This window comes from Streptomyces sp. NPDC006332 (assembly GCF_040612855.1).
Taxonomy (GTDB): domain Bacteria; phylum Actinomycetota; class Actinomycetes; order Streptomycetales; family Streptomycetaceae; genus Streptomyces.
The window spans coordinates 142,060-158,467 of the sequence record NZ_JBEXRA010000012.1 but is presented as its reverse complement, the minus strand read 5'-3'; the positions used below and the strand labels follow the sequence as shown (position 1 = coordinate 158,467).

15 protein-coding genes are annotated in these 16,408 nt (G+C 70.7%); 7 read left to right on the top strand and 8 right to left on the bottom strand.

The features are described 5' to 3' along the window. Positions 1-64: 64 nt before the first annotated feature. Entirely contained in the window at positions 65-2,185 is a 2,121-nt protein-coding gene (locus ABZ027_RS14170) for a pectinesterase family protein (RefSeq protein WP_356767838.1), read from the bottom strand. A 123-nt stretch (positions 2,186-2,308) separates the two neighbouring features. Then, positions 2,309-3,271, bottom strand: coding sequence for an aminoglycoside phosphotransferase family protein (locus tag ABZ027_RS14165; protein WP_356767836.1), 963 nt, complete (start codon positions 3,269-3,271; stop codon positions 2,309-2,311). A gap of 396 nt (positions 3,272-3,667) precedes the next feature. On the opposite strand from ABZ027_RS14165, the gene ABZ027_RS14160 reads away from it, so the two are divergent. The 7 genes from ABZ027_RS14160 to ABZ027_RS14130 all read left to right on the top strand — a co-directional run bounded on the left by ABZ027_RS14160 (position 3,668) and on the right by ABZ027_RS14130 (position 10,564). Next, on the top strand, positions 3,668-4,075 hold the full coding sequence (locus tag ABZ027_RS14160) for a hypothetical protein (protein WP_356767834.1): 408 nt from the start codon (positions 3,668-3,670) through the stop codon (positions 4,073-4,075). Positions 4,076-4,234: 159 nt separating this feature from the next. After that, positions 4,235-5,197, top strand: coding sequence for a hypothetical protein (locus ABZ027_RS14155; protein WP_356767832.1), 963 nt, complete (start codon positions 4,235-4,237; stop codon positions 5,195-5,197). 189 nt (positions 5,198-5,386) lie between these two features. Beyond that, on the top strand, positions 5,387-6,838 hold the full coding sequence (locus ABZ027_RS14150) for a peptidoglycan-binding protein (protein WP_356767830.1): 1,452 nt from the start codon (positions 5,387-5,389) through the stop codon (positions 6,836-6,838). Next, entirely contained in the window at positions 6,835-7,554 is a 720-nt protein-coding gene (locus tag ABZ027_RS14145; protein WP_356767828.1) for an ABC transporter ATP-binding protein, read from the top strand. Before ABZ027_RS14150 ends, ABZ027_RS14145 begins: the two co-directional genes overlap by 4 nt. Positions 7,555-7,694: 140 nt before the next feature. Further along, the gene (locus ABZ027_RS14140; protein WP_356767892.1) at positions 7,695-8,855 is read left to right on the top strand and encodes an ABC transporter permease; all 1,161 of its coding nucleotides are present in this window, start codon (positions 7,695-7,697) and stop codon (positions 8,853-8,855) included. A gap of 134 nt (positions 8,856-8,989) precedes the next feature. Next, on the top strand, positions 8,990-9,499 hold the full coding sequence (locus ABZ027_RS14135) for a SigE family RNA polymerase sigma factor (RefSeq protein ID WP_356767826.1): 510 nt from the start codon (positions 8,990-8,992) through the stop codon (positions 9,497-9,499). Positions 9,500-9,562: 63 nt separating this feature from the next. Then, entirely contained in the window at positions 9,563-10,564 is a 1,002-nt protein-coding gene (locus ABZ027_RS14130; RefSeq protein ID WP_356767824.1) for a hypothetical protein, read from the top strand. Between the two features lie 46 nt (positions 10,565-10,610). Here the strand turns inward: ABZ027_RS14130 and ABZ027_RS14125 are convergent, their stop codons facing one another. The 6 genes from ABZ027_RS14125 to ABZ027_RS14100 form a co-directional block, all read right to left on the bottom strand. Continuing rightward, on the bottom strand, positions 10,611-12,065 hold the full coding sequence (locus ABZ027_RS14125) for a HAMP domain-containing sensor histidine kinase (protein WP_356767822.1): 1,455 nt from the start codon (positions 12,063-12,065) through the stop codon (positions 10,611-10,613). Continuing rightward, positions 12,062-12,796: a response regulator transcription factor gene (locus ABZ027_RS14120; protein WP_356767820.1), complete on the bottom strand. Its 735-nt coding sequence runs from the start codon at positions 12,794-12,796 to the stop codon at positions 12,062-12,064. Before ABZ027_RS14120 ends, ABZ027_RS14125 begins: the two co-directional genes overlap by 4 nt. 121 nt (positions 12,797-12,917) lie before the next feature. Continuing rightward, positions 12,918-13,103 carry a hypothetical protein gene (locus tag ABZ027_RS14115; RefSeq protein WP_356767818.1) on the bottom strand — a complete coding sequence of 62 codons (186 nt, stop codon included), beginning with the start codon at positions 13,101-13,103 and terminating at the stop codon, positions 12,918-12,920. Between the two features lie 40 nt (positions 13,104-13,143). Further along, positions 13,144-14,316, bottom strand: a complete 1,173-nt coding sequence (locus ABZ027_RS14110) for a trypsin-like peptidase domain-containing protein (protein WP_356767816.1) — start codon at positions 14,314-14,316, stop codon at positions 13,144-13,146. Positions 14,317-14,504: 188 nt separating this feature from the next. Further along, a complete protein-coding gene (locus ABZ027_RS14105; protein ID WP_356767814.1) occupies positions 14,505-15,527 on the bottom strand; it encodes a LacI family DNA-binding transcriptional regulator in 1,023 nt (340 codons plus the stop codon). Between the two features lie 95 nt (positions 15,528-15,622). After that, the gene (locus ABZ027_RS14100; RefSeq protein ID WP_356767812.1) at positions 15,623-16,402 is read right to left on the bottom strand and encodes a response regulator transcription factor; all 780 of its coding nucleotides are present in this window, start codon (positions 16,400-16,402) and stop codon (positions 15,623-15,625) included. Between the last annotated feature and the right edge of the window lie 6 nt (positions 16,403-16,408).

The following is a 16,408-nucleotide window of genomic DNA, read 5'->3' as shown; positions in this document are numbered from 1 at the left end:
CGGCCCAAGCCTAGATCGATCGCGGACCGCTGGGGGAGCGATGGGTGTCAGTGAGGAGTCGGTGTCAAGAAGCCGTGGGAGTCCAGTCGCCCAGCCAGTCGGCGACCTCCTGGCCGGTGGCCTGGGCGTCGGTCAGCTGAGGGCGGTCCGAGCTCGCGGCGCCCGCGCCCGCTCCGGTGTTCTTGTACTCGGCGAAGCGGTCGTCCTTCCAGGAGAAGCCGCTCATGTCGGTCCACGGGGTGGTCCTGATCGCGGCGCTGAGGGAGGTGTTGCGGACGGTGGTCTGCGGGTCGAGACTCGCGTCGCCGCCCGCGTGCCAGGGGCGGCCGAGGTGGAAGCTGCGGTCGGACACGTCACCGTTGACCGTGGAGTTGGCGATCAGGATGCCCTTGCGGTTCGCGGCCGTGCTGGGGGCCGTGACATAGCCGGCCGAGGTGCCGTTCCAGCGCTTCTTGAGGGTGATGACGGACTTGTCGATCACCGCGGTGGCCCGGCCGAAGATGAAGTCGGTGTTGCCGACGACGTAGGAGTTGGAGATGTAGACGCGGCCCAGCCTGTCCTTGGACGCGGTGTCCACCAGCAGGGTGTCCTGGTCGCCGCTGACGATGACGCCGTCGAGGAACACCTTGTCGGCGGAGGTGCGCAGGGCGACGGCCTGGTTCGCGATGTCCTGGTGCGCGGCCTCGTCGAAGTCGTTGGAGATGGTCAGGTTGCGGGCCTGGAAGTCGTCCGCCTCGACGGCGACGCTGGCGCTGCCGCCGGTGCCGTACGTGCCGCCGCCGGGCTTGGGGGTGCCCGAGGCGTTGTTGTAGACGATCGTCGTGTCCTTACGGCTCGCCCCCGTCCCCTGGATGGTGACGTGCGGCTTGTTGGAGGGGACCTTGACCAGCTCGCGGTACGTGCCCGGCTTCACGGCGATCACGACGCGCGAGGCGTTGTTGGCGGGTACGGCGTTCACGGCGGCCTGGACGGTCGTGTACTGGCCGCTGCCGTCCTTGGCGACGGTGAGGGTGGTGGCCGCGGCTGCCTTCGTCGTGGCCGCGGCCGCCTCGGTCGTGGCCGTGGTTCCTATGGACGTGCGCGGTCCCACGCCCGACTTCAGCAGCGCCGGGACGGCGGCCGCCTTGTCCAGCGTGTACGCGTAGTACGTCCGCGGGTCCCAGGCCGCACCGCTGCCGCCGCTCTCGTTACGGCCACTCGTGCCGGAGAACACGTTGCCGCGCTGCACGACGGTGGCCGTGGCGTCGCGGGTCACCGGGTTCCTCATGCCCTGGAAGTACGAGTTCTCCAGGACCATGTTCGTCCTGCCGCGCGCGTAGTTGCCGTACGAGGAGGTGATGGAGGTGCCCGCCTCGTCCTCCAGGTAGTTGTTGTAGAGGTGCGCGTGGGCGACGTTGTCCGTGGAGGGATTGCGCTGCTCGGTCTCGCGGATCCAGTTGTGGTGGATCGTCATGTCCGAGGTGACGTTGTCGGTCCAGCCGATGCCGAACGCCTTGTTCTCCTGGCTCAGTCTGTTCCAGGAGACGGTCAGGTACGTGGTGTCCTTGCGGCTGTCGATGAGTCCGTCGGCCATGTGCCGCAGGTCGTTGTGGTCGATCCACACATGGTGCGCGCCGTCCATCTGGATGGCGTCGAAGTCGTGTTCCTTGTCGTTCCACACGCCCTGGTAGGCGTCCCGGATGGTCAGGTTGCGGATGATGACGTTGTGCACGCCCTGGCCGAGGAAGAAGCCGCCGCCGACGATGTGCCCGGAGGTGCCGGCGCCCACGATGGTCTTGTCCGACTGGACCTTGATCTCTTTCCCGACCGGGTCCATGGTGATGGCCGCGGCGACGACGATCACGTACGGCTCGGGCGCGGTCGCGTACTTCTCCAGCTCGGCGAGCGTCCTGACGGTGACGGTTTTGCCGTCCCGACCGCCGTAGGTGCCGTTCTGCCCCAGGGCGTTGACGGACGCGAAGCCGTCGGCGGTCGCGGCGGCCCAGGCGGGGGCGGCGGCCGAGGCGGCGGCGGCCGAGGCGGGGGCGGCCGTGGCGGCGGACGCCGTCATCCGCGCGTCCGCGCCGAGGACACCGAGGTCGGTGCCGAACGCCATGGTCCCTGCGGCGGTCAGTGCGACGGGCAGACTCGCCGCCAGCGCGGTCTTCTTTCTGCGGCGACGGGTCCTGCTGCGGGGTTCGTTCACGGCTGCTTCCGATCAAGTGGGGGGCGGGTACCAGCACTTGGCAGTCGCAGCCGATGACGGAAACGTTGCCGCGCTCCCGTCGCGACCCGGCGGGTGTGCCCAGCGGCGGCCGGAGCCGGGGGCTCAACCCCCGTACGGGGAGGGTGGCGTGAGCAGGCACGCCACCTCGTCCGTGAACCGGGTGATCCAGTCCAGCAGGGTCCCGCCCCGAGCGACCCGGAACCCGTGCCGACGCGCGTGGAAAGCCGCCTGTACCGCGTGCAGCTGGGCCCAGCGCCGGACCCGTTCCCGGTCGAGTTCCGCCGCCTCGGCGAACACGTCCACGGCGCGACGCACGGCTCGGCCCAGGTCGTCCGCCTCCAGCAGCGCCAGCGCCCGCGACTTGAGCAGGGTGCCGCCGTCGTAGGCCGGGTCGCCCACACAGCCCTTGGGGTCGACGGCCAGCCAGGGCTCCCGGTCGGCGCGCAGGATGTTCCGGGCGTGCAGGTCGCCGTGGACCAGGAGGTCCGGCTGCGCCGGGCCCAGCTCACGGACGGTCGCCAGCGCGGCGTCGAGCACGCGCTGGGGCAGCTCGTGTCTCAAGTCGCCCGCGTCCCTGTGCAGTTCCTCCGCCCAGGCCTCGGTCCGCTCCCGCAGCCGTGGCAGCCACGGTTGCCCGACCGGCGCGGGCACGGCCAGCCGGCGACTGAGACGCCCCGCCACCGTGACGATCACGTCCTCGTCGCCGGCCTCGACCTCCGCGAGGGTCCGGGTGCCGGCCCGCTCCAACAGCATCGCGAACCGGTCGTCGTCCCGCTCGTACAACTGGACGGCGCCCCGCCCGCCCCACGCGGCGAACGCGTCCGGCTCGTGCACGTTGCCGGGGTGCGGGAACGAGACCTTCAGCACGGCGGTGGCTCCGGCGACGCGACGCAGCACCGGGACGATCAGGCCGACCCCGCCGTGGGAGACCGCGCCGTCCGGCACGCAGTCCCAACGGTCCAGCAACTCGTCCACCGTGTCCGGGAGGTGGGCGATCCAGTCCGCACCTCGCTCTCCCTCGCGCTCGACGGTGCTGCGTACGAAGGTCTCCGGTACCGGGATCATCCGGGCACCCTACGCGCCCCGGGGCGGCGCGTGCCGTGGTCGTTCGGCGGCGGTGACGGGTGAAACCGGCCAAGCTCGCTGGGAAATATGGGGTGGAATTATATGTTCCACAGTCCCGGTAAGTACGGCTTTTTCTGATATCAGGGATATTTGGACCGGGTTCTCCCGGCTTCCCCTTATCCGAATTCCGTGGCGCTGGCCAGCGGATCGGTGACGGCTCGGCGACTCCGCGTGAGGGAGAGGGTGGCAGGGGTCGGCTTTTGGTCACCCCCGCTTATCGCCTTTCAGTCAGACGTTCGAGCTATGTACGTTCCGATCGCAGCGGACGCCACGGTCCTTGTAACGCGCCGCGGTGTCCGGAGCGTCATGTCGGTATGAACCTACGAAGGGAACTTCATGCGCATCAGAACCCTGGCCACCGCCGGAGCGGTCGCTCTGGCGAGCCTCGGTGTATCCCTCGGCGCCGCCGGCACCGCCGGTGCCGCGAGCACCGCCGAGTCCTGCACGCCCGGTTACGCCTGCCTGTACTACAACAGCGACTACAAGGGGGCGTTCTACCGCCAGTACTTCGACATCCCCAACTACGCGAGCTACTACTTCAGCGCCAGCGCGGCCGGCAGTGCCGGTGCCGGACTGCCGGTGAAGAACAACACCGCCTCGGTGGACAACTGGGACTTCGACTTCGGCATCCGCCAGTACTTCAACAGCAACTACAGCGGTGTCTCCCAGTCCATCCCGAAGGGTGGCCAGGCGAATCTCAACGCCTCACTGAAGAACGACAACGCGTCCGGCAAGTTCTACTAGGCCGCCGGCACGGCGAGGGCCGAGCCCTCCGTCACCGTTACAGGCAAGGGGTGCGCTGCCCAATGCAGCTGGGCAGCGCACCCCCGCGCTCGGAGTGTAGCGAGCGGTCCTCGACCAGCACAGAACCGGCTATTCGGCTATCCAAGGAAGAGCATCTCGATGTATACCCGTCGCTTCGCCGTCTCTCTGTCCGTCCTCTGCGCCACCGTGGCGCTCTCGGCCGTCGCGGGATGCACCTCCGCGTCCGGCTCCGACGAAGAGAGCAAGGCGGCGGGAAGCACGGGCGCCCCCTCCGTGTCCTCGTTCCCGAAGCTGACCTCGGCGACCGGCAAGTCCCTGCCGGTCGAGGCGTATCTGCTGGACGCGGAGCAGGAGGAGCAGTTGTCGGACGCCGAGAACATCCTCAGGGAACGGTGCATGGCCAGGTTCGGCATCGCTTACAAGGTTCCGGAAACCTCGGTGTTCGTGCCTGAGAGCATCACCCAGCTTCGCTACGGCCCCACGGACGCCGACGATGTGGCCGGACATGGGTACAAGCCCGCGGGCTCCGAGAAGGCCGTGGTCAAGCCCAAGCCTCAGGAACTCGCCGCGGCGGCCACCATGGTGCTCAACGGCACCACCGACCCGAACGTGAAGCCGGGGTCCGCCGCAGCCAAGGGCGGCCAGGACTACAACGGCCAGAAGGTTCCGGTCGGCGGCTGCATCGGCGAGGCGAAGACCAAGCTGGGCTACTCGGCCGACCAGGAGCCGTCGAAGGACGGCGCCCCGCCGATCGCCGACAAGGTCAACACCGACAGCTGGGCCAAGTCGTACGAGGACGCGCGGGTGAAGGCCGTCTTCGGGAAGTGGTCGGCCTGCATGAAGGAGAAGGGCTACACCTACGCCGACCCGATGAAGGCCAACGACGACCCGCAGTGGCAGGAGACCTCCCTCGCCACCGCCAAGGAGAAGCAGGTCGCCTCGGCCGACGTCGCCTGCAAGGCCAAGTACAACGTCATCGGCACCTGGTACGCCGTGGACGCCGCCTACCAGGAACAGATGATCGAGCAGAACGCGGAAGCGCTCGCCGAGGTCAAGAAGACGAAGGAGAAGCAGCTGAAGTTGATGGCCGAGGTTCTGTAACGCCCGGTGCCCCGCAACGCGTCCACCAAGAAAACCAGTCGGCCCCGGAGAGACGCAGTGTCCGAAGCAGAGCAGTCCGTCCCGACGCCGGGGTCCGAGATGCCCGGTGGAGCAGGGATACCCGGCGGATTAGGGACATCCGGCGGAGTAGGGGGTCCCGGCGGTGTCGGGATGCCCGGCGGCGTAGGGATGCCCGATGGAACCGAGGTGTCCGGCAGGGCGGAACCCTCCTCCAGGTCCCGCCGTGCCGCGGACTCCGGGCTGTCGCAGAAGCGCAAGTGGGTGGCCGCGGTCGCGGTGGCCGCGGTGCTGCTGACCGGCGCCGGGATCGCCGCCTCGTTCGTGGTGAAGTCGCCCGCGCAGGCGGCGGCCGAAGCCGAGCCGCCGCCGCAGGACGTGCTGACGGCGCCGGTGGAGAACCGCGTGCTCAAGGACTCCGTCATCATCCGCGGCACCGTGGTCGCGGGCCAGTCGGTGGACGTCGCCCCGTCCGGCGCGAGCGGCGAGGGGACGACCGGCGCGGTGGTCACCAAGGCGCCCAAGCCGGTGGGCACGGAGGTCAAGGCCGGGCAGGTCCTGGCGGAGATCTCCGGCCGCCCGGTGTTCGCGCTGAAGGGCCGCGTGCCCGTCTACCGGGACCTCAAGCCGGGCTCCACCGGCGACGACGTGGCCCAACTCCAGTCCGCGCTGGCCGCGTTGGGACACGGCACCGGCAACGACGCCCGGGGTACCTTCGGCGCCGGCACCAAGGCCGCGCTCACCGCGTTCTACGCCTCGATCGGCTACAACCCGGTCTCCGCGCAGGCCGAGGGCACCGCCACCGTCCAGGACGCGCAGGACGCCGTGACCGCCGCCGAACGTGCCTGGCAGGACGCCGAGGACGCGCGGCGGGACGCCTCCAACGAGGAGACGCAGAAGGCCGTCGACCGTGCCGCGCAGGACCTCGAGCGGGCCCGCACCCGGCTCACCGAGGCGCAGGTGGCGGCCGGGCCCATGCTGCCCGCGTCCGAGGTCGTCTACCTCTCCGGCTTCCCGGCCCGGGTGGACAGCGTGAACGCCGTGCTGGGATCCGCGCCCACCGGCAAGGTGATGACCGTCTCCGCCGGGAAACTCGCGGTCAACGGATACCTCCAGGAGTCCCAGAAGGGCCTCGTCCGGGTCGGGCAGAAGGTGGAGATCCTGTCCGAGACGACGGGGGTCAAGGTCACCGCCTCGGTCCGTTCGGTGGCGGACACCATGGCCACCGGACAGCAGCCGACCACCACCGACCAGGCCCAGGGAGGCGGGGCCGCCGAGGGCGGGAACGCGGCCGCCGAGGCCCAGGGCTACCTGGTGGTCGTCGAACCCGACAAGGCCCTGCCGTCGAACACCGTCGGCCAGGACGTCCGGCTGACCGTCGAGGCCGCGTCGACCAAGGGCAAGGCACTGGTCGTACCGGTGACCGCGATCACCGCCGGATCCGACGGCAAGACCGTGGTCACCGTCCTGGAGTCCGGTGACCGGCAGCGGCGGGTGGAGGTCACCACCGGCACCACCGGCGACGGCTACGTGGAGGTCAGACCGGCCGCCGGGGCCGAACTGGCCGAGGGCGACAAGGTCGTCACCGGCGTCAACTCCGGTACCGCGGGGGGCAAACGATGACCGACCCCACGCTGCCGGCACCCGGCCCGCACCACCGGCCCCCGGTGATCGAGTTCCGCCGGGTCGGCCTCACCTACCCCGGCCCGCCGCCCGTGCCGGCCTTCCGGCCCTGCGACCTGACCATCGAGCAGGGCGAGTTCGTGACCGTGATCGGCCCCTCCGGCTCAGGGAAGTCGACGTTCCTGAACATCGCCGGCCTGCTGGACGCCCCGACCGAGGGGACGTACCTCCTGGACGGCATCGACACCGGGACGTTGAAGGACGGAGACCGCACTGCCCTGCGCGGACGCCGGATCGGCTTCGTCTTCCAGTCCTTCCACCTGCTGCCGCACCGCAGCGCCCGGGAGAACGTCCAACTGGCCATGGTCTACAACGGCGCGCCCCGGGCCGAGCGCGCCGGGCGGGCCCAGGAGGCCCTGGAGCAGGTCGGCCTCGGACACCGCCTGGACTCCCTGCCGACCCGGCTGTCCGGCGGTGAGCGCCAGCGGGTGGCGATCGCCCGCGCCCTGGTGTCCCGTCCCTCACTGCTGCTGTGCGACGAGCCGACCGGGAACCTGGACAGCCGCAACGCCGAGTCCGTCCTCGGGCTGCTTGAGCAGTTGCACGGCACCGGGATGACGGTGCTGGTCATCACCCACGACCCCGCCGTGGCCTCCCGGGGCGTGCGCACGGTCGCCATCCGCGACGGCGTACTGCGCGAGCAGGTGGCGGTATGAGCCACCGCAGGCCCAGAACGGGTCCGCGCGGCCTTGGGCGCCTTCGGCGGCTGACCTCGCGCGGGAGCCGCGCGCGGACGGCCGCCGTGGAGCCCTCCGTCTTCGCGCCGCGGGATCTGCTCGGCGAGTCACTCGCCGGCATGCTGCAACGGCCGGCCCGCTCCGCGCTGACCGCCCTGGGCACCGTCCTCGGCGTCGGCACCTTCGTCGCGATCCTCGGGCTGACCGCCACCACCTCGTCCCAGATCGACTCCCGCTTCAACGTGCTGACCGCCACCGAGGTCAACGTCGAGGACATCGGGATCGAGCAGAACGAGTTCGTGCCGCTGGCCTTCCCCAAGGACGCCGACGCGCGCGTGCAGCGGCTCGGCGGGGTCGAACACGCCGGGGTCTACTGGACGGTGGACACCCGCACCACCAACGCCGCCATCCGGTCCTCGCCGGTCGGCGACGACTCCACCGGCGAACGCGCCGCCATCGTCGCCGCGTCACCGGGCGTCATCGAGGCGGCCGTACCGCACGTGGTCCAGGGCAGGATCTACGACGCCTACGCCGAGCGGACCGCGCAACCCGTCGTCATGATCGGCTCGGGCATGGCGGCCCGGCTGGGCATCACCACCCTGCAGACGCGCCCCGCGCTGTTCATCGGCGACCAGCCGTTCACCGTCGTCGCGATCATCGACGACGTGAAACGCAAGGCGGACCTGTTGCTGTCGGTCGTGGTGCCGCGTTCCACGGCGGAGAAGATGTGGGGCGAACCGGCCGCCGGCGGTGCCAAGATGCTGGTCTCCACGAAGATCGGAGCCGCGCAGCAGGTGGCGAAACTGGCGCCCACCGCACTACGGCCGGACCACCCCGAGTACTTCAAGGCGGTGCCGCCGCCCGACCCGAAGACCCTGCGCGGGAACGTCACCGACGACCTCCAGCAGCTCTTCCTGCTGCTGGCCGCGATCTGCCTGGTCATCGGCGCCGTCGGGATCGCCAACACCACCCTGGTCGCCGTGCTGGAACGCACCGGTGAGATCGGGCTGCGGCGGGCGCTCGGTGCGCGCGGCGGGCACATCACCATCCAGTTCCTCGCCGAGTCCGGTTCGCTGGGCGCACTGGGCGGACTGATCGGCACCAGCCTCGGCACCCTGACGGTGGTGGGGGTCGCCATCGCCCGGGACTGGACACCCGTGGTGCATCCCACGACGGTCGCGGCGGCGCCGGCCATCGGTCTGGTCACCGGTCTGGTCGCGGGCCTCTATCCGGCTTGGCGGGCGTCACGGATCCAACCGGCCGAGGCGCTGCGCAGGTAGCGCGCCCCACCGTCCGCGAGGCAGGCTCCCGTATCCGGGGGCCTGCCTTTTTTCGGTCCCGGGTGTAACGCGACGGCGGGCCTGGAGCGTCAAGGACATGTGAGCGCGGACGTGTTACCGGGAGGGGAACCCACATGGCCAGATCGTCGCACCGGTCGGAGGAGATCGAGGCGTTCATGCAGGCCGTGAGCCCCCGCCTCTTCCGTGCCGCACTGCTGGTCTGCGGCGACTGGCATCTTGCGGAGGACCTGGTGCAGACCACCCTGGGCAAGGCGTTCGTCTCCTGGGGCCGGGTCCGCAAGGCCGACAGCCCGCACGCCTATGTGCGCACCATCCTGATGCGTACGTATCTCTCGCATGTCCGGCTGCATCGGACGTACGAGAGACCCGTGGGCGAGCTGCCGGAGCAGCCGGCCACCACCCACGACCCGGCCCTGCGGCTGGCGCTGGCCCAGGCGCTGGCGTTGTTGTCGCCGCAGGACCGGGCCGTGGTGGTGCTGCGCTACTGGGAGGACAGAAGCGTCGCGCAGACCGCGGCGGAACTCGGTCTGAGCGCCGGGAACGTGCGCATCCGCAGCATGCGGGCACTGTCGACGCTTCGTACGTCGCTGGGCGGCGAGCACGACGTTCTCGCCGGTCGCTGACCGGCATCACATCATCGCCGCGGCACCACCTCGGTGGGGAAGGGCTGGAATCTCATGGAGAACATGGGGCAGATGGAGCGCGACGAGCGGGAGTTCGGCCCCCGGCTGGGGAGCATGCTCGACGCGTACGCCGACGAACTGCCCGCTCCGGCAACGGATCTGGTGGGCGGTGGACTCGCCCGCGGCCGACGGCTGCGCAGACGCAGGCAGACGCTGTGGGGAGCGGCCGTGTTCACCGTGGCGACCGCACTCACGGGCGGCGCGGTGCTGGCCGGGGTCATCCCGGACGGTTCGGGCGACGGCAGGAACAACCAGGCCGCCGCCACAGCCGTGACCATTCCGGACTTCTCCCTGGCGGCGGCCCGCACGTCGGCGCCGGCGGGCAAGGTCGCGGTCACCGGCAAGGCGACCGTCGCGACCCTGCGGGACCTGCTGCCCGGCAAGCCCACGACCAGCGGGTACCAGTGGTGGGACGGCAAGCAGGGCGCGGACTCGGTCAGCGCCGGGGGACGACTGCTCGTTCAGGGCCGGGCCGAGACGACGGTCAGCGTCCAGGGCGCCTTCCAGCTCACCGCGTTCGACGCGCTGGACAAGGACGCGGCCCGCGAGGCGGCCGGGAAGTCCGGGCAGCGGGAGCCGGACAAGAGCGGACGGACGGCACCGGACAAGTCCGCGGCGGCGAAGGAGGCCGCCGACGGCCAGCCGGGCAAGAAGGCCCGCCCCGCCACCAAGGCGGAACTCCAGACGTTCTACTCCTGCGCGGACCGGGCTCAGGCCAAGGCCACCCAGTCCTCGTGCCGGGCCCGCAACCTCGACGACGGCTCCGTCCTGATCAGCTACGAGGAGAAGTCCGGCGCGCTGACCCGGCGTACCGCCGACCTGCTCCGCACGGACGGCACCCGGATCGTCGTGGTCACCTCCAACAGCACGGACACCAAGCGCGGCCCTGCGGACGTCGCCGCCCCGCCCCTGACCCTGGCCCAGCTCACCGACATCGCGACCAGCGCGGACTGGCAGGCGTGGGTGAAGCCCTCGGTGAACGACGCGGCGAAGGGCGTTTCCTGATGTCCTGACGTCGTCGACGCGGCGGCCCGGCTTCCACCGAGCCGCGTCACGGCACCTCCGGCGGCGGCACCGGCGCCCCCGGCAGCCGTACCGTGACCACCGTGCCGCCCCCCTCCGCGCGGGCCAGCGTCACCTCGCCGCCGGCCTGCTGGACCGTGCGGGCGACGATCGACAGACCGAGGCCCGAGCCGGGCAGCGCGCGGGCGCTCGGGGAGCGCCAGAAACGGTCGAAGACGTGCGGGAGTTCCTCGGCGGGGATGCCGGGGCCGTGGTCGCGGACCGTCAGCACACCCTCGTTCAGCCGCACCTCGATCGTGCCGCCCTCCGGGCTGAACTTCACCGCGTTGTCCAGGATGTTGACCACCGCGCGTTCCAGCGCGGCCGGTTCCGACCGGACGTACCACGGCTGGAGGTCGGCCGTGATGGTCAGCTCGGGCCCCCGCAGCCGTGCGCGGCGCAGCGCCGACTCGACGGTGTCCGCCAGCGCGATCACCTGGACCCGCTCACCCTGCTGCCCCTGCGAACGGGACAGCTCCTGCAAGTCGCCGATCAGCGCCGCCAGTTCGGTCATCTGCGCCTTCACGGAGGCGAGCAGCGCCTTGCGGTCGGCGGCGGGGATGGGGCGGCCGGTCTCCTCGCTGCGGGTGAGGAGTTCGATGTTGGTACGGAGGGAGGTGAGGGGGGTGCGGAGTTCGTGGCCGGCGTCGGCGATGAGCTGTTGCTGGAGTTCGCGGGAGGTGGCCAGGGCGGAGGTCATCGAGTTGAAGGAGTGGGACAGGCGGGCGATCTCGTCCTCGCTGTCCTCCTCGACCGGGATGCGGATGCCCAGGTCCTCGGTACGGGCGACGTGTTCGACGGCATCGGTGAGCTTGTCCACGGGCCGCAGGCCGGCGCGGGCGACCATGAGGCCGGCGGCTCCGGCACCGATGACTCCCACGCCGGAGACCAGGAGCAGGATGAGAGCGAGTTCGTTGAGGGTGGACTCGGTGCTCTTCAGGGGTACCGCGACGACGAACCCGACGTTGGGTCCGGTCTCCCCGGTGACGGTGGTGGTGGCGCCCAGCGCCCGGGTCATCACGCGGACCGCGTTGCCGTCCTCGTCGGTGCCGTTGCGGAAGTAGATCTGGTCGGTGTCCCCGTCCTTGATCTTGTCCTTGTCGAACTGCGTGACCTTGATGGTGCCCGTGGAATCGTCGGTGACACAGATCTTGCCGGTCTCCGTGACCACCTGGGAGTAGTTGTTCCGGAAGAAACCGGTGCCCTGCGGGGTCGCGGAGCAGTTCGCGAGGGCGAGCTGAGCCTGCTGGATCTGCCCCATCTGCCCCGGCCCCTTCATCCCCCTCTGCAGGTCGTTGTTCAGCTGCTCGTACAGCTTCCCCTGCACGATGAACCAACAGGTCACCGAGACCGCCGCCACCGCGAACGCCACCGCCGCCGCCACCAGCAGCGCCAGCCTGGACCGGATCGGCAGGGTGCGGAACCGGCGAACGACCTTCGTCACTCCGCGCCGCCCTGCCGCAACACGTACCCCACACCTCGCACCGTGTGCACGAGCCTCGGCTCGCCGCCCGCCTCCGTCTTGCGGCGCAGGTACATCACGTACACGTCGAGCGAGTTGGACGACGGCTCGAAGTCGAAGCCCCACACCGCCTTCAGGATCTGCTCACGCGTGAGGACCTGGCGCGGGTGCGCCATGAACATCTCCAGGAGCGTGAACTCGGTACGGGTCAGCTCCACCGGCCGCCCCGCCCGCGTCACCTCACGGGTCGCGAGGTCCATGCGCAGGTCGGCGAAGGTGAGGGCCTCGTCGTCCTCCACCACGCCCGCCGCGGACGCCGCGTACGAACTGCGCCGCAGCAGCGCCCGGACGCGGGCGAAGAGCTCGTCGAGTTCGAAGGGCTTGACCAGGTAGTCGTCGGCGCCCGCGTCGAGCCCGGTGACCCGGTCGCCGACCGTGTCGCGGGCCGTGAGCATGAGGATCGGCGTGGTGTCGCCGGCCCCGCGGATGCGCCGCGCGGCGGTCAGACCGTCCATGCGTGGCATCTGGATGTCCAGGACCAGCAGGTCGGGCTGGTAGGCGGTCGCCTTCTCCAGGGCGTCCGCGCCGTCGACCGCGACCTCGGTGTCGTAGCCCTCGAAGGCGAGGCTGCGCTGGAGCGCCTCGCGTACCGCAGGCTCGTCGTCGACGATCAGGATGCGCTGGGTGTCACGGTCGCCTTCGGCGGGGCTCATGGGCGTGGATTCCTCGGGTGCGGTGGGACGGCGGGGCTGACATGAATGAACGCTTTCAGCCTCGCACGGTTCCCGGCTGATGCTGCGGGAAGAGCTGGTGCTGCGGGAAGAGTGGGTGCGATCAGCCGCGTACCGTGCTGCGGCGTCGGCCGCGGGCGGCGGCGGTGGAGCGGCGGCCCGTGCCGGGGGTGAGCGCCACCTCCGGAGCCCGCGGCGCCGGCTCGTGCAGCTCGTACGCCACCGCGAGGGCCAGGGCGAGCCCGGCCGGGTCGGTGCCGACCACCGTGTGCGAAACCTGCTCGATCATGACGTTCTCCCTGAAAGGACCGCTGAGGCCGGGTGCGGGGTCAGTTGCTGTCGGAGCCGCCGGCCCGCAGCGTGGCCAGGTCCGCCTTGACGGTGTTGATCGGGATGGCGAAGCCGAGGCCCACGCTGCCCGCGTCGGACGAGGACGATCCGGAGGCGGCCGAGTACATCGCCGAGTTGATGCCGACGATGTTGCCGTTCATGTCGATCAGGGCGCCGCCGGAGTTGCCGGGATTGAGCGAGGCGTCCGTCTGGAGCGCCTTGTACGTGGTGGTGGACGAGCCGGTGTCGCCGTTGAACTCCCGGCCGCCGAACTCGAACGGCCACTGGCCGCCGCCCTGCTGCTGTTGCTGCTGGCCCTCGTCCGTGGAGACGGTGACGTCGCGGTTCAGGGCGGAGACGATGCCGCTGGTGACCGTGCCGGTCAGGCCCTCGGGGGAGCCGATCGCCACGACCGTGTCACCGACCTGCACACCACTGGAGTCGCCGAGGGTGGCCGTCTTCAGACCGGAGGCGTTCTCCAGCTTGATCAGGGCCAGGTCCTTCTTGCTGTCGGTGCCGACGACCTTCGCGGTGTAGGTCTTGCCGTCGCTGGTGCTCGCCTTGATCGTGGTGGCCCCGGCGATGACGTGGTTGTTGGTGATGATCTCGCCGTCGCTGGTGATGACCACGCCGGAGCCGGTGGACTCGCCGGCGTTCGAGTTGGCGTTGATCTCGACGATGCTCGGGCTGACCGCCTTGGCCACCCCGGCGACCGTGCCCTTGGCGGAGGACGGCACCACGTTCGTGCTGGTGCTGCTGGAGGTGACCGCGGCGTCATTGCCGGTCAGCTCCTGGATGCCGTACGCGGTCCCGCCGCCTATCGCCGCGGCGACGATCGCCACGGCGGCCAGCAGGGCGAGCGGACCCCGGGTGCGCTTCTTGGGGGCGGGGGCCGGGGCAGATGCCGGTGCCGCCGTCATCACGGCCGTACCGCCGCCGCCGTCACCGCCGCCGTAGGCGCCCTCGGTCGCGAACCCGGCCGACGCGGGCGCCGGGGTCGGCGCCTGGGCCGGCGGGGGCGGCCACTCGGGGTTCACGGGGGAGGGGGAGTACTGCTGCTGCGCGTACTGCTGCTGGGAGTACTGCTGCTGGGGGTACGCGGCCTGCTCGCCGTGACCCTGGGCCTGCTCGGGGTTCTCGTACTCGCCGCTGCGGCGGAAGCTCTCGGTCATGACACTGAGCTTGTCCGGCGACCATGAGAGCTTGCTGAGTGCCGGCTGAGAAGCCCGGCAGAACCTCGTTCGTCCGATGTAAAGACGCGTCTCGCAGCTCGCGGGGCTCTCTCAGAAAGCCCTCAGAAAGCCCTCAGAAAGCCCTCAGAAAGACCCCGGACAGCAGCTTCGTTGAAGCGCGCGCTCTCTCACACGCAGCCGCAGGACCTGCGCAGCACCAGCCGCGACGGGAACTGCTTCAGCCGCTCCTGCCGGGAGCCGGCCACCCGCAGCCCGTCGTCGAGGACGAGGTCCACGGCGGCCCGGGCCATGGCGGAGCGGTCCGAGGCGACCGTGGTCAGGGGCGGGTCGGCCAGCGCCGCCTCCTTGATGTCGTCGAACCCGGCCACGGCCAGCTGGCCAGGCACGTCGAGCCGCAGCTCACGCGCCGCGCGCAGCACGCCGATGGCCTGGTCGTCGGTGGAGCAGAAGATCGCCGGCGGCCGCTGGGGCCCGGACAGGACGTCGAGCGCCACGCGGTAGGCGTCGTAGCGGTTGTACGGCGCCTCGAAGACCCGGCCCTCGGTGGGCAGCCCGGCTTCCTGCATCGCGCGCCGCCAGCCCTCGACGTGGTCGGAGACCGGGTCGCCGACGGCGGGGGTCTCCGCGGTGCCGCCCATGCAGGCGACGTACTCGTACCCGTGCTCCAGCAGGTGGCGGACGGCGAGCTGGGCGCCGCCGAGGTCGTCCGTCACGACGGCGACGTCGTCGATGGCCTCCGGTCGCTCGTGCAGCAGCACCACCCGGGCGTCCCAGGCGTCGATCTCGGCGGCGGCGTTGTCGTTCAGGGCGTGGCTGACCAGGATGAGGCCGGAGACCCGCATGCCGAGGAAGGCACGCAGGTAGTGGACCTCGCGCTCACCGACGTAGTCGGAGTTGCCGACCAGCACCATCTTTCCGCGCTCGGACGCGGCCTGTTCGACGGCGTGCGCCATCTCCCCGAAGAAGGGCTGGCGGGCGTCCGGCACGATCAGACCTATGAGGTCGGTGCGCCGCGAGGCCATCGCCTGGGCGACCCGGTCGGGCCGGTAGCTCAGTTCCTTGATCGCGGCGAGGACACGCTCGCGGGTGGCCGGGGCGACCGGCCGGGGTCCGTTGTTGATGACATAGCTGACGACGGCGGTGGACGTCCCCGCCAGTCGCGCCACGTCATCCCTGGTTACCTTGGCCACGCGCGGAGTCTACGCGGATGGACCCGCTCTGGGCAGGGCGTGCGGAGGCCTGCCCGAGCGGGAGCGTACGCGCGTGATGACCTGGTCACGTACCCCTACGCCTCGGCCGCGACCTCAGCGGCGTCCAGAGCGCCCGCCTCGTCCTCATTGTCCGTCTTTGTCGCGGTCGCCTTGGCCTTGGTGTCGTCCGTGGTGCGCTCGGCCTTCTCGGGAGTAACGAATCGATAACCGACGTTCCGGACGGTTCCGATCAGCGACTCGTGCTCGGGTCCGAGCTTGGCGCGCAGCCGTCGTACGTGGACGTCGACCGTCCGGGTGCCGCCGAAGTAGTCGTAGCCCCAGACCTCCTGGAGGAGCTGTGCGCGGGTGAAGACACGGCCCGGGTGCTGGGCGAGGTACTTCAGGAGTTCGAACTCCTTGAAGGTGAGGTCGAGAACCCGGCCCTTGAGCTTGGCGGAGTAGGTGGCCTCGTCGACCGACAGGTCGCCGTTGCGGATCTCCATCGGGGAGTCGTCGTTGACGATCTGCTGGCGGCCCATGGCCAGGCGCAGACGGGCCTCGACCTCGGCCGGACCGGCCGTGTCGAGCAGTACGTCGTCGATGCCCCAGTCGGCGGTGACGGCCGCGAGGCCGCCCTCGGTCACGACCAGGACGAGCGGACAGCCGGGCCCGGTGGAGCGCAGCAGCTGGCACAGGCTGCGGACCTGCGGCAGGTCGCGGCGCCCGTCGATCAGTATGACGTCGGCACCCGGGGTGTCGACGAGGGCGGGGCCCTCCGCCGGGGCCACGCGGACGTTGTGCAGCAGCAAACCGAGAGCGGGGAGCACCTCCGTCGACGGCTGGAGGGCATTGGTCAGGAGCAGCAGAGAACTCATTTGTCT

Bases quoted from the DNA above. Each gene is read 5' to 3' on its own strand.
- ABZ027_RS14155 (WP_356767832.1), top strand. From the start codon at position 4,235: ATGTATACCCGTCGCTTCGCCGTCTCTCTGTCCGTCCTCTGCGCCACC.
- ABZ027_RS14130 (WP_356767824.1), top strand. From the start codon at position 9,563: ATGGGGCAGATGGAGCGCGACGAGCGGGAGTTCGGCCCCCGGCTGGGG.
- ABZ027_RS14115 (WP_356767818.1), bottom strand. From the start codon at position 13,103: ATGATCGAGCAGGTTTCGCACACGGTGGTCGGCACCGACCCGGCCGGG.
- ABZ027_RS14160 (WP_356767834.1), top strand. From the start codon at position 3,668: ATGCGCATCAGAACCCTGGCCACCGCCGGAGCGGTCGCTCTGGCGAGC.
- ABZ027_RS14100 (WP_356767812.1), bottom strand. From the start codon at position 16,402: ATGAGTTCTCTGCTGCTCCTGACCAATGCCCTCCAGCCGTCGACGGAG.
- ABZ027_RS14110 (WP_356767816.1), bottom strand. From the start codon at position 14,316: ATGACCGAGAGCTTCCGCCGCAGCGGCGAGTACGAGAACCCCGAGCAG.
- ABZ027_RS14145 (WP_356767828.1), top strand. From the start codon at position 6,835: ATGACCGACCCCACGCTGCCGGCACCCGGCCCGCACCACCGGCCCCCG.
- ABZ027_RS14165 (WP_356767836.1), bottom strand. From the start codon at position 3,271: ATGATCCCGGTACCGGAGACCTTCGTACGCAGCACCGTCGAGCGCGAG.
- ABZ027_RS14150 (WP_356767830.1), top strand. From the start codon at position 5,387: ATGCCCGATGGAACCGAGGTGTCCGGCAGGGCGGAACCCTCCTCCAGG.
- ABZ027_RS14120 (WP_356767820.1), bottom strand. From the start codon at position 12,796: ATGAGCCCCGCCGAAGGCGACCGTGACACCCAGCGCATCCTGATCGTC.
- ABZ027_RS14135 (WP_356767826.1), top strand. From the start codon at position 8,990: ATGGCCAGATCGTCGCACCGGTCGGAGGAGATCGAGGCGTTCATGCAG.
- ABZ027_RS14140 (WP_356767892.1), top strand. From the start codon at position 7,695: ATGCTGCAACGGCCGGCCCGCTCCGCGCTGACCGCCCTGGGCACCGTC.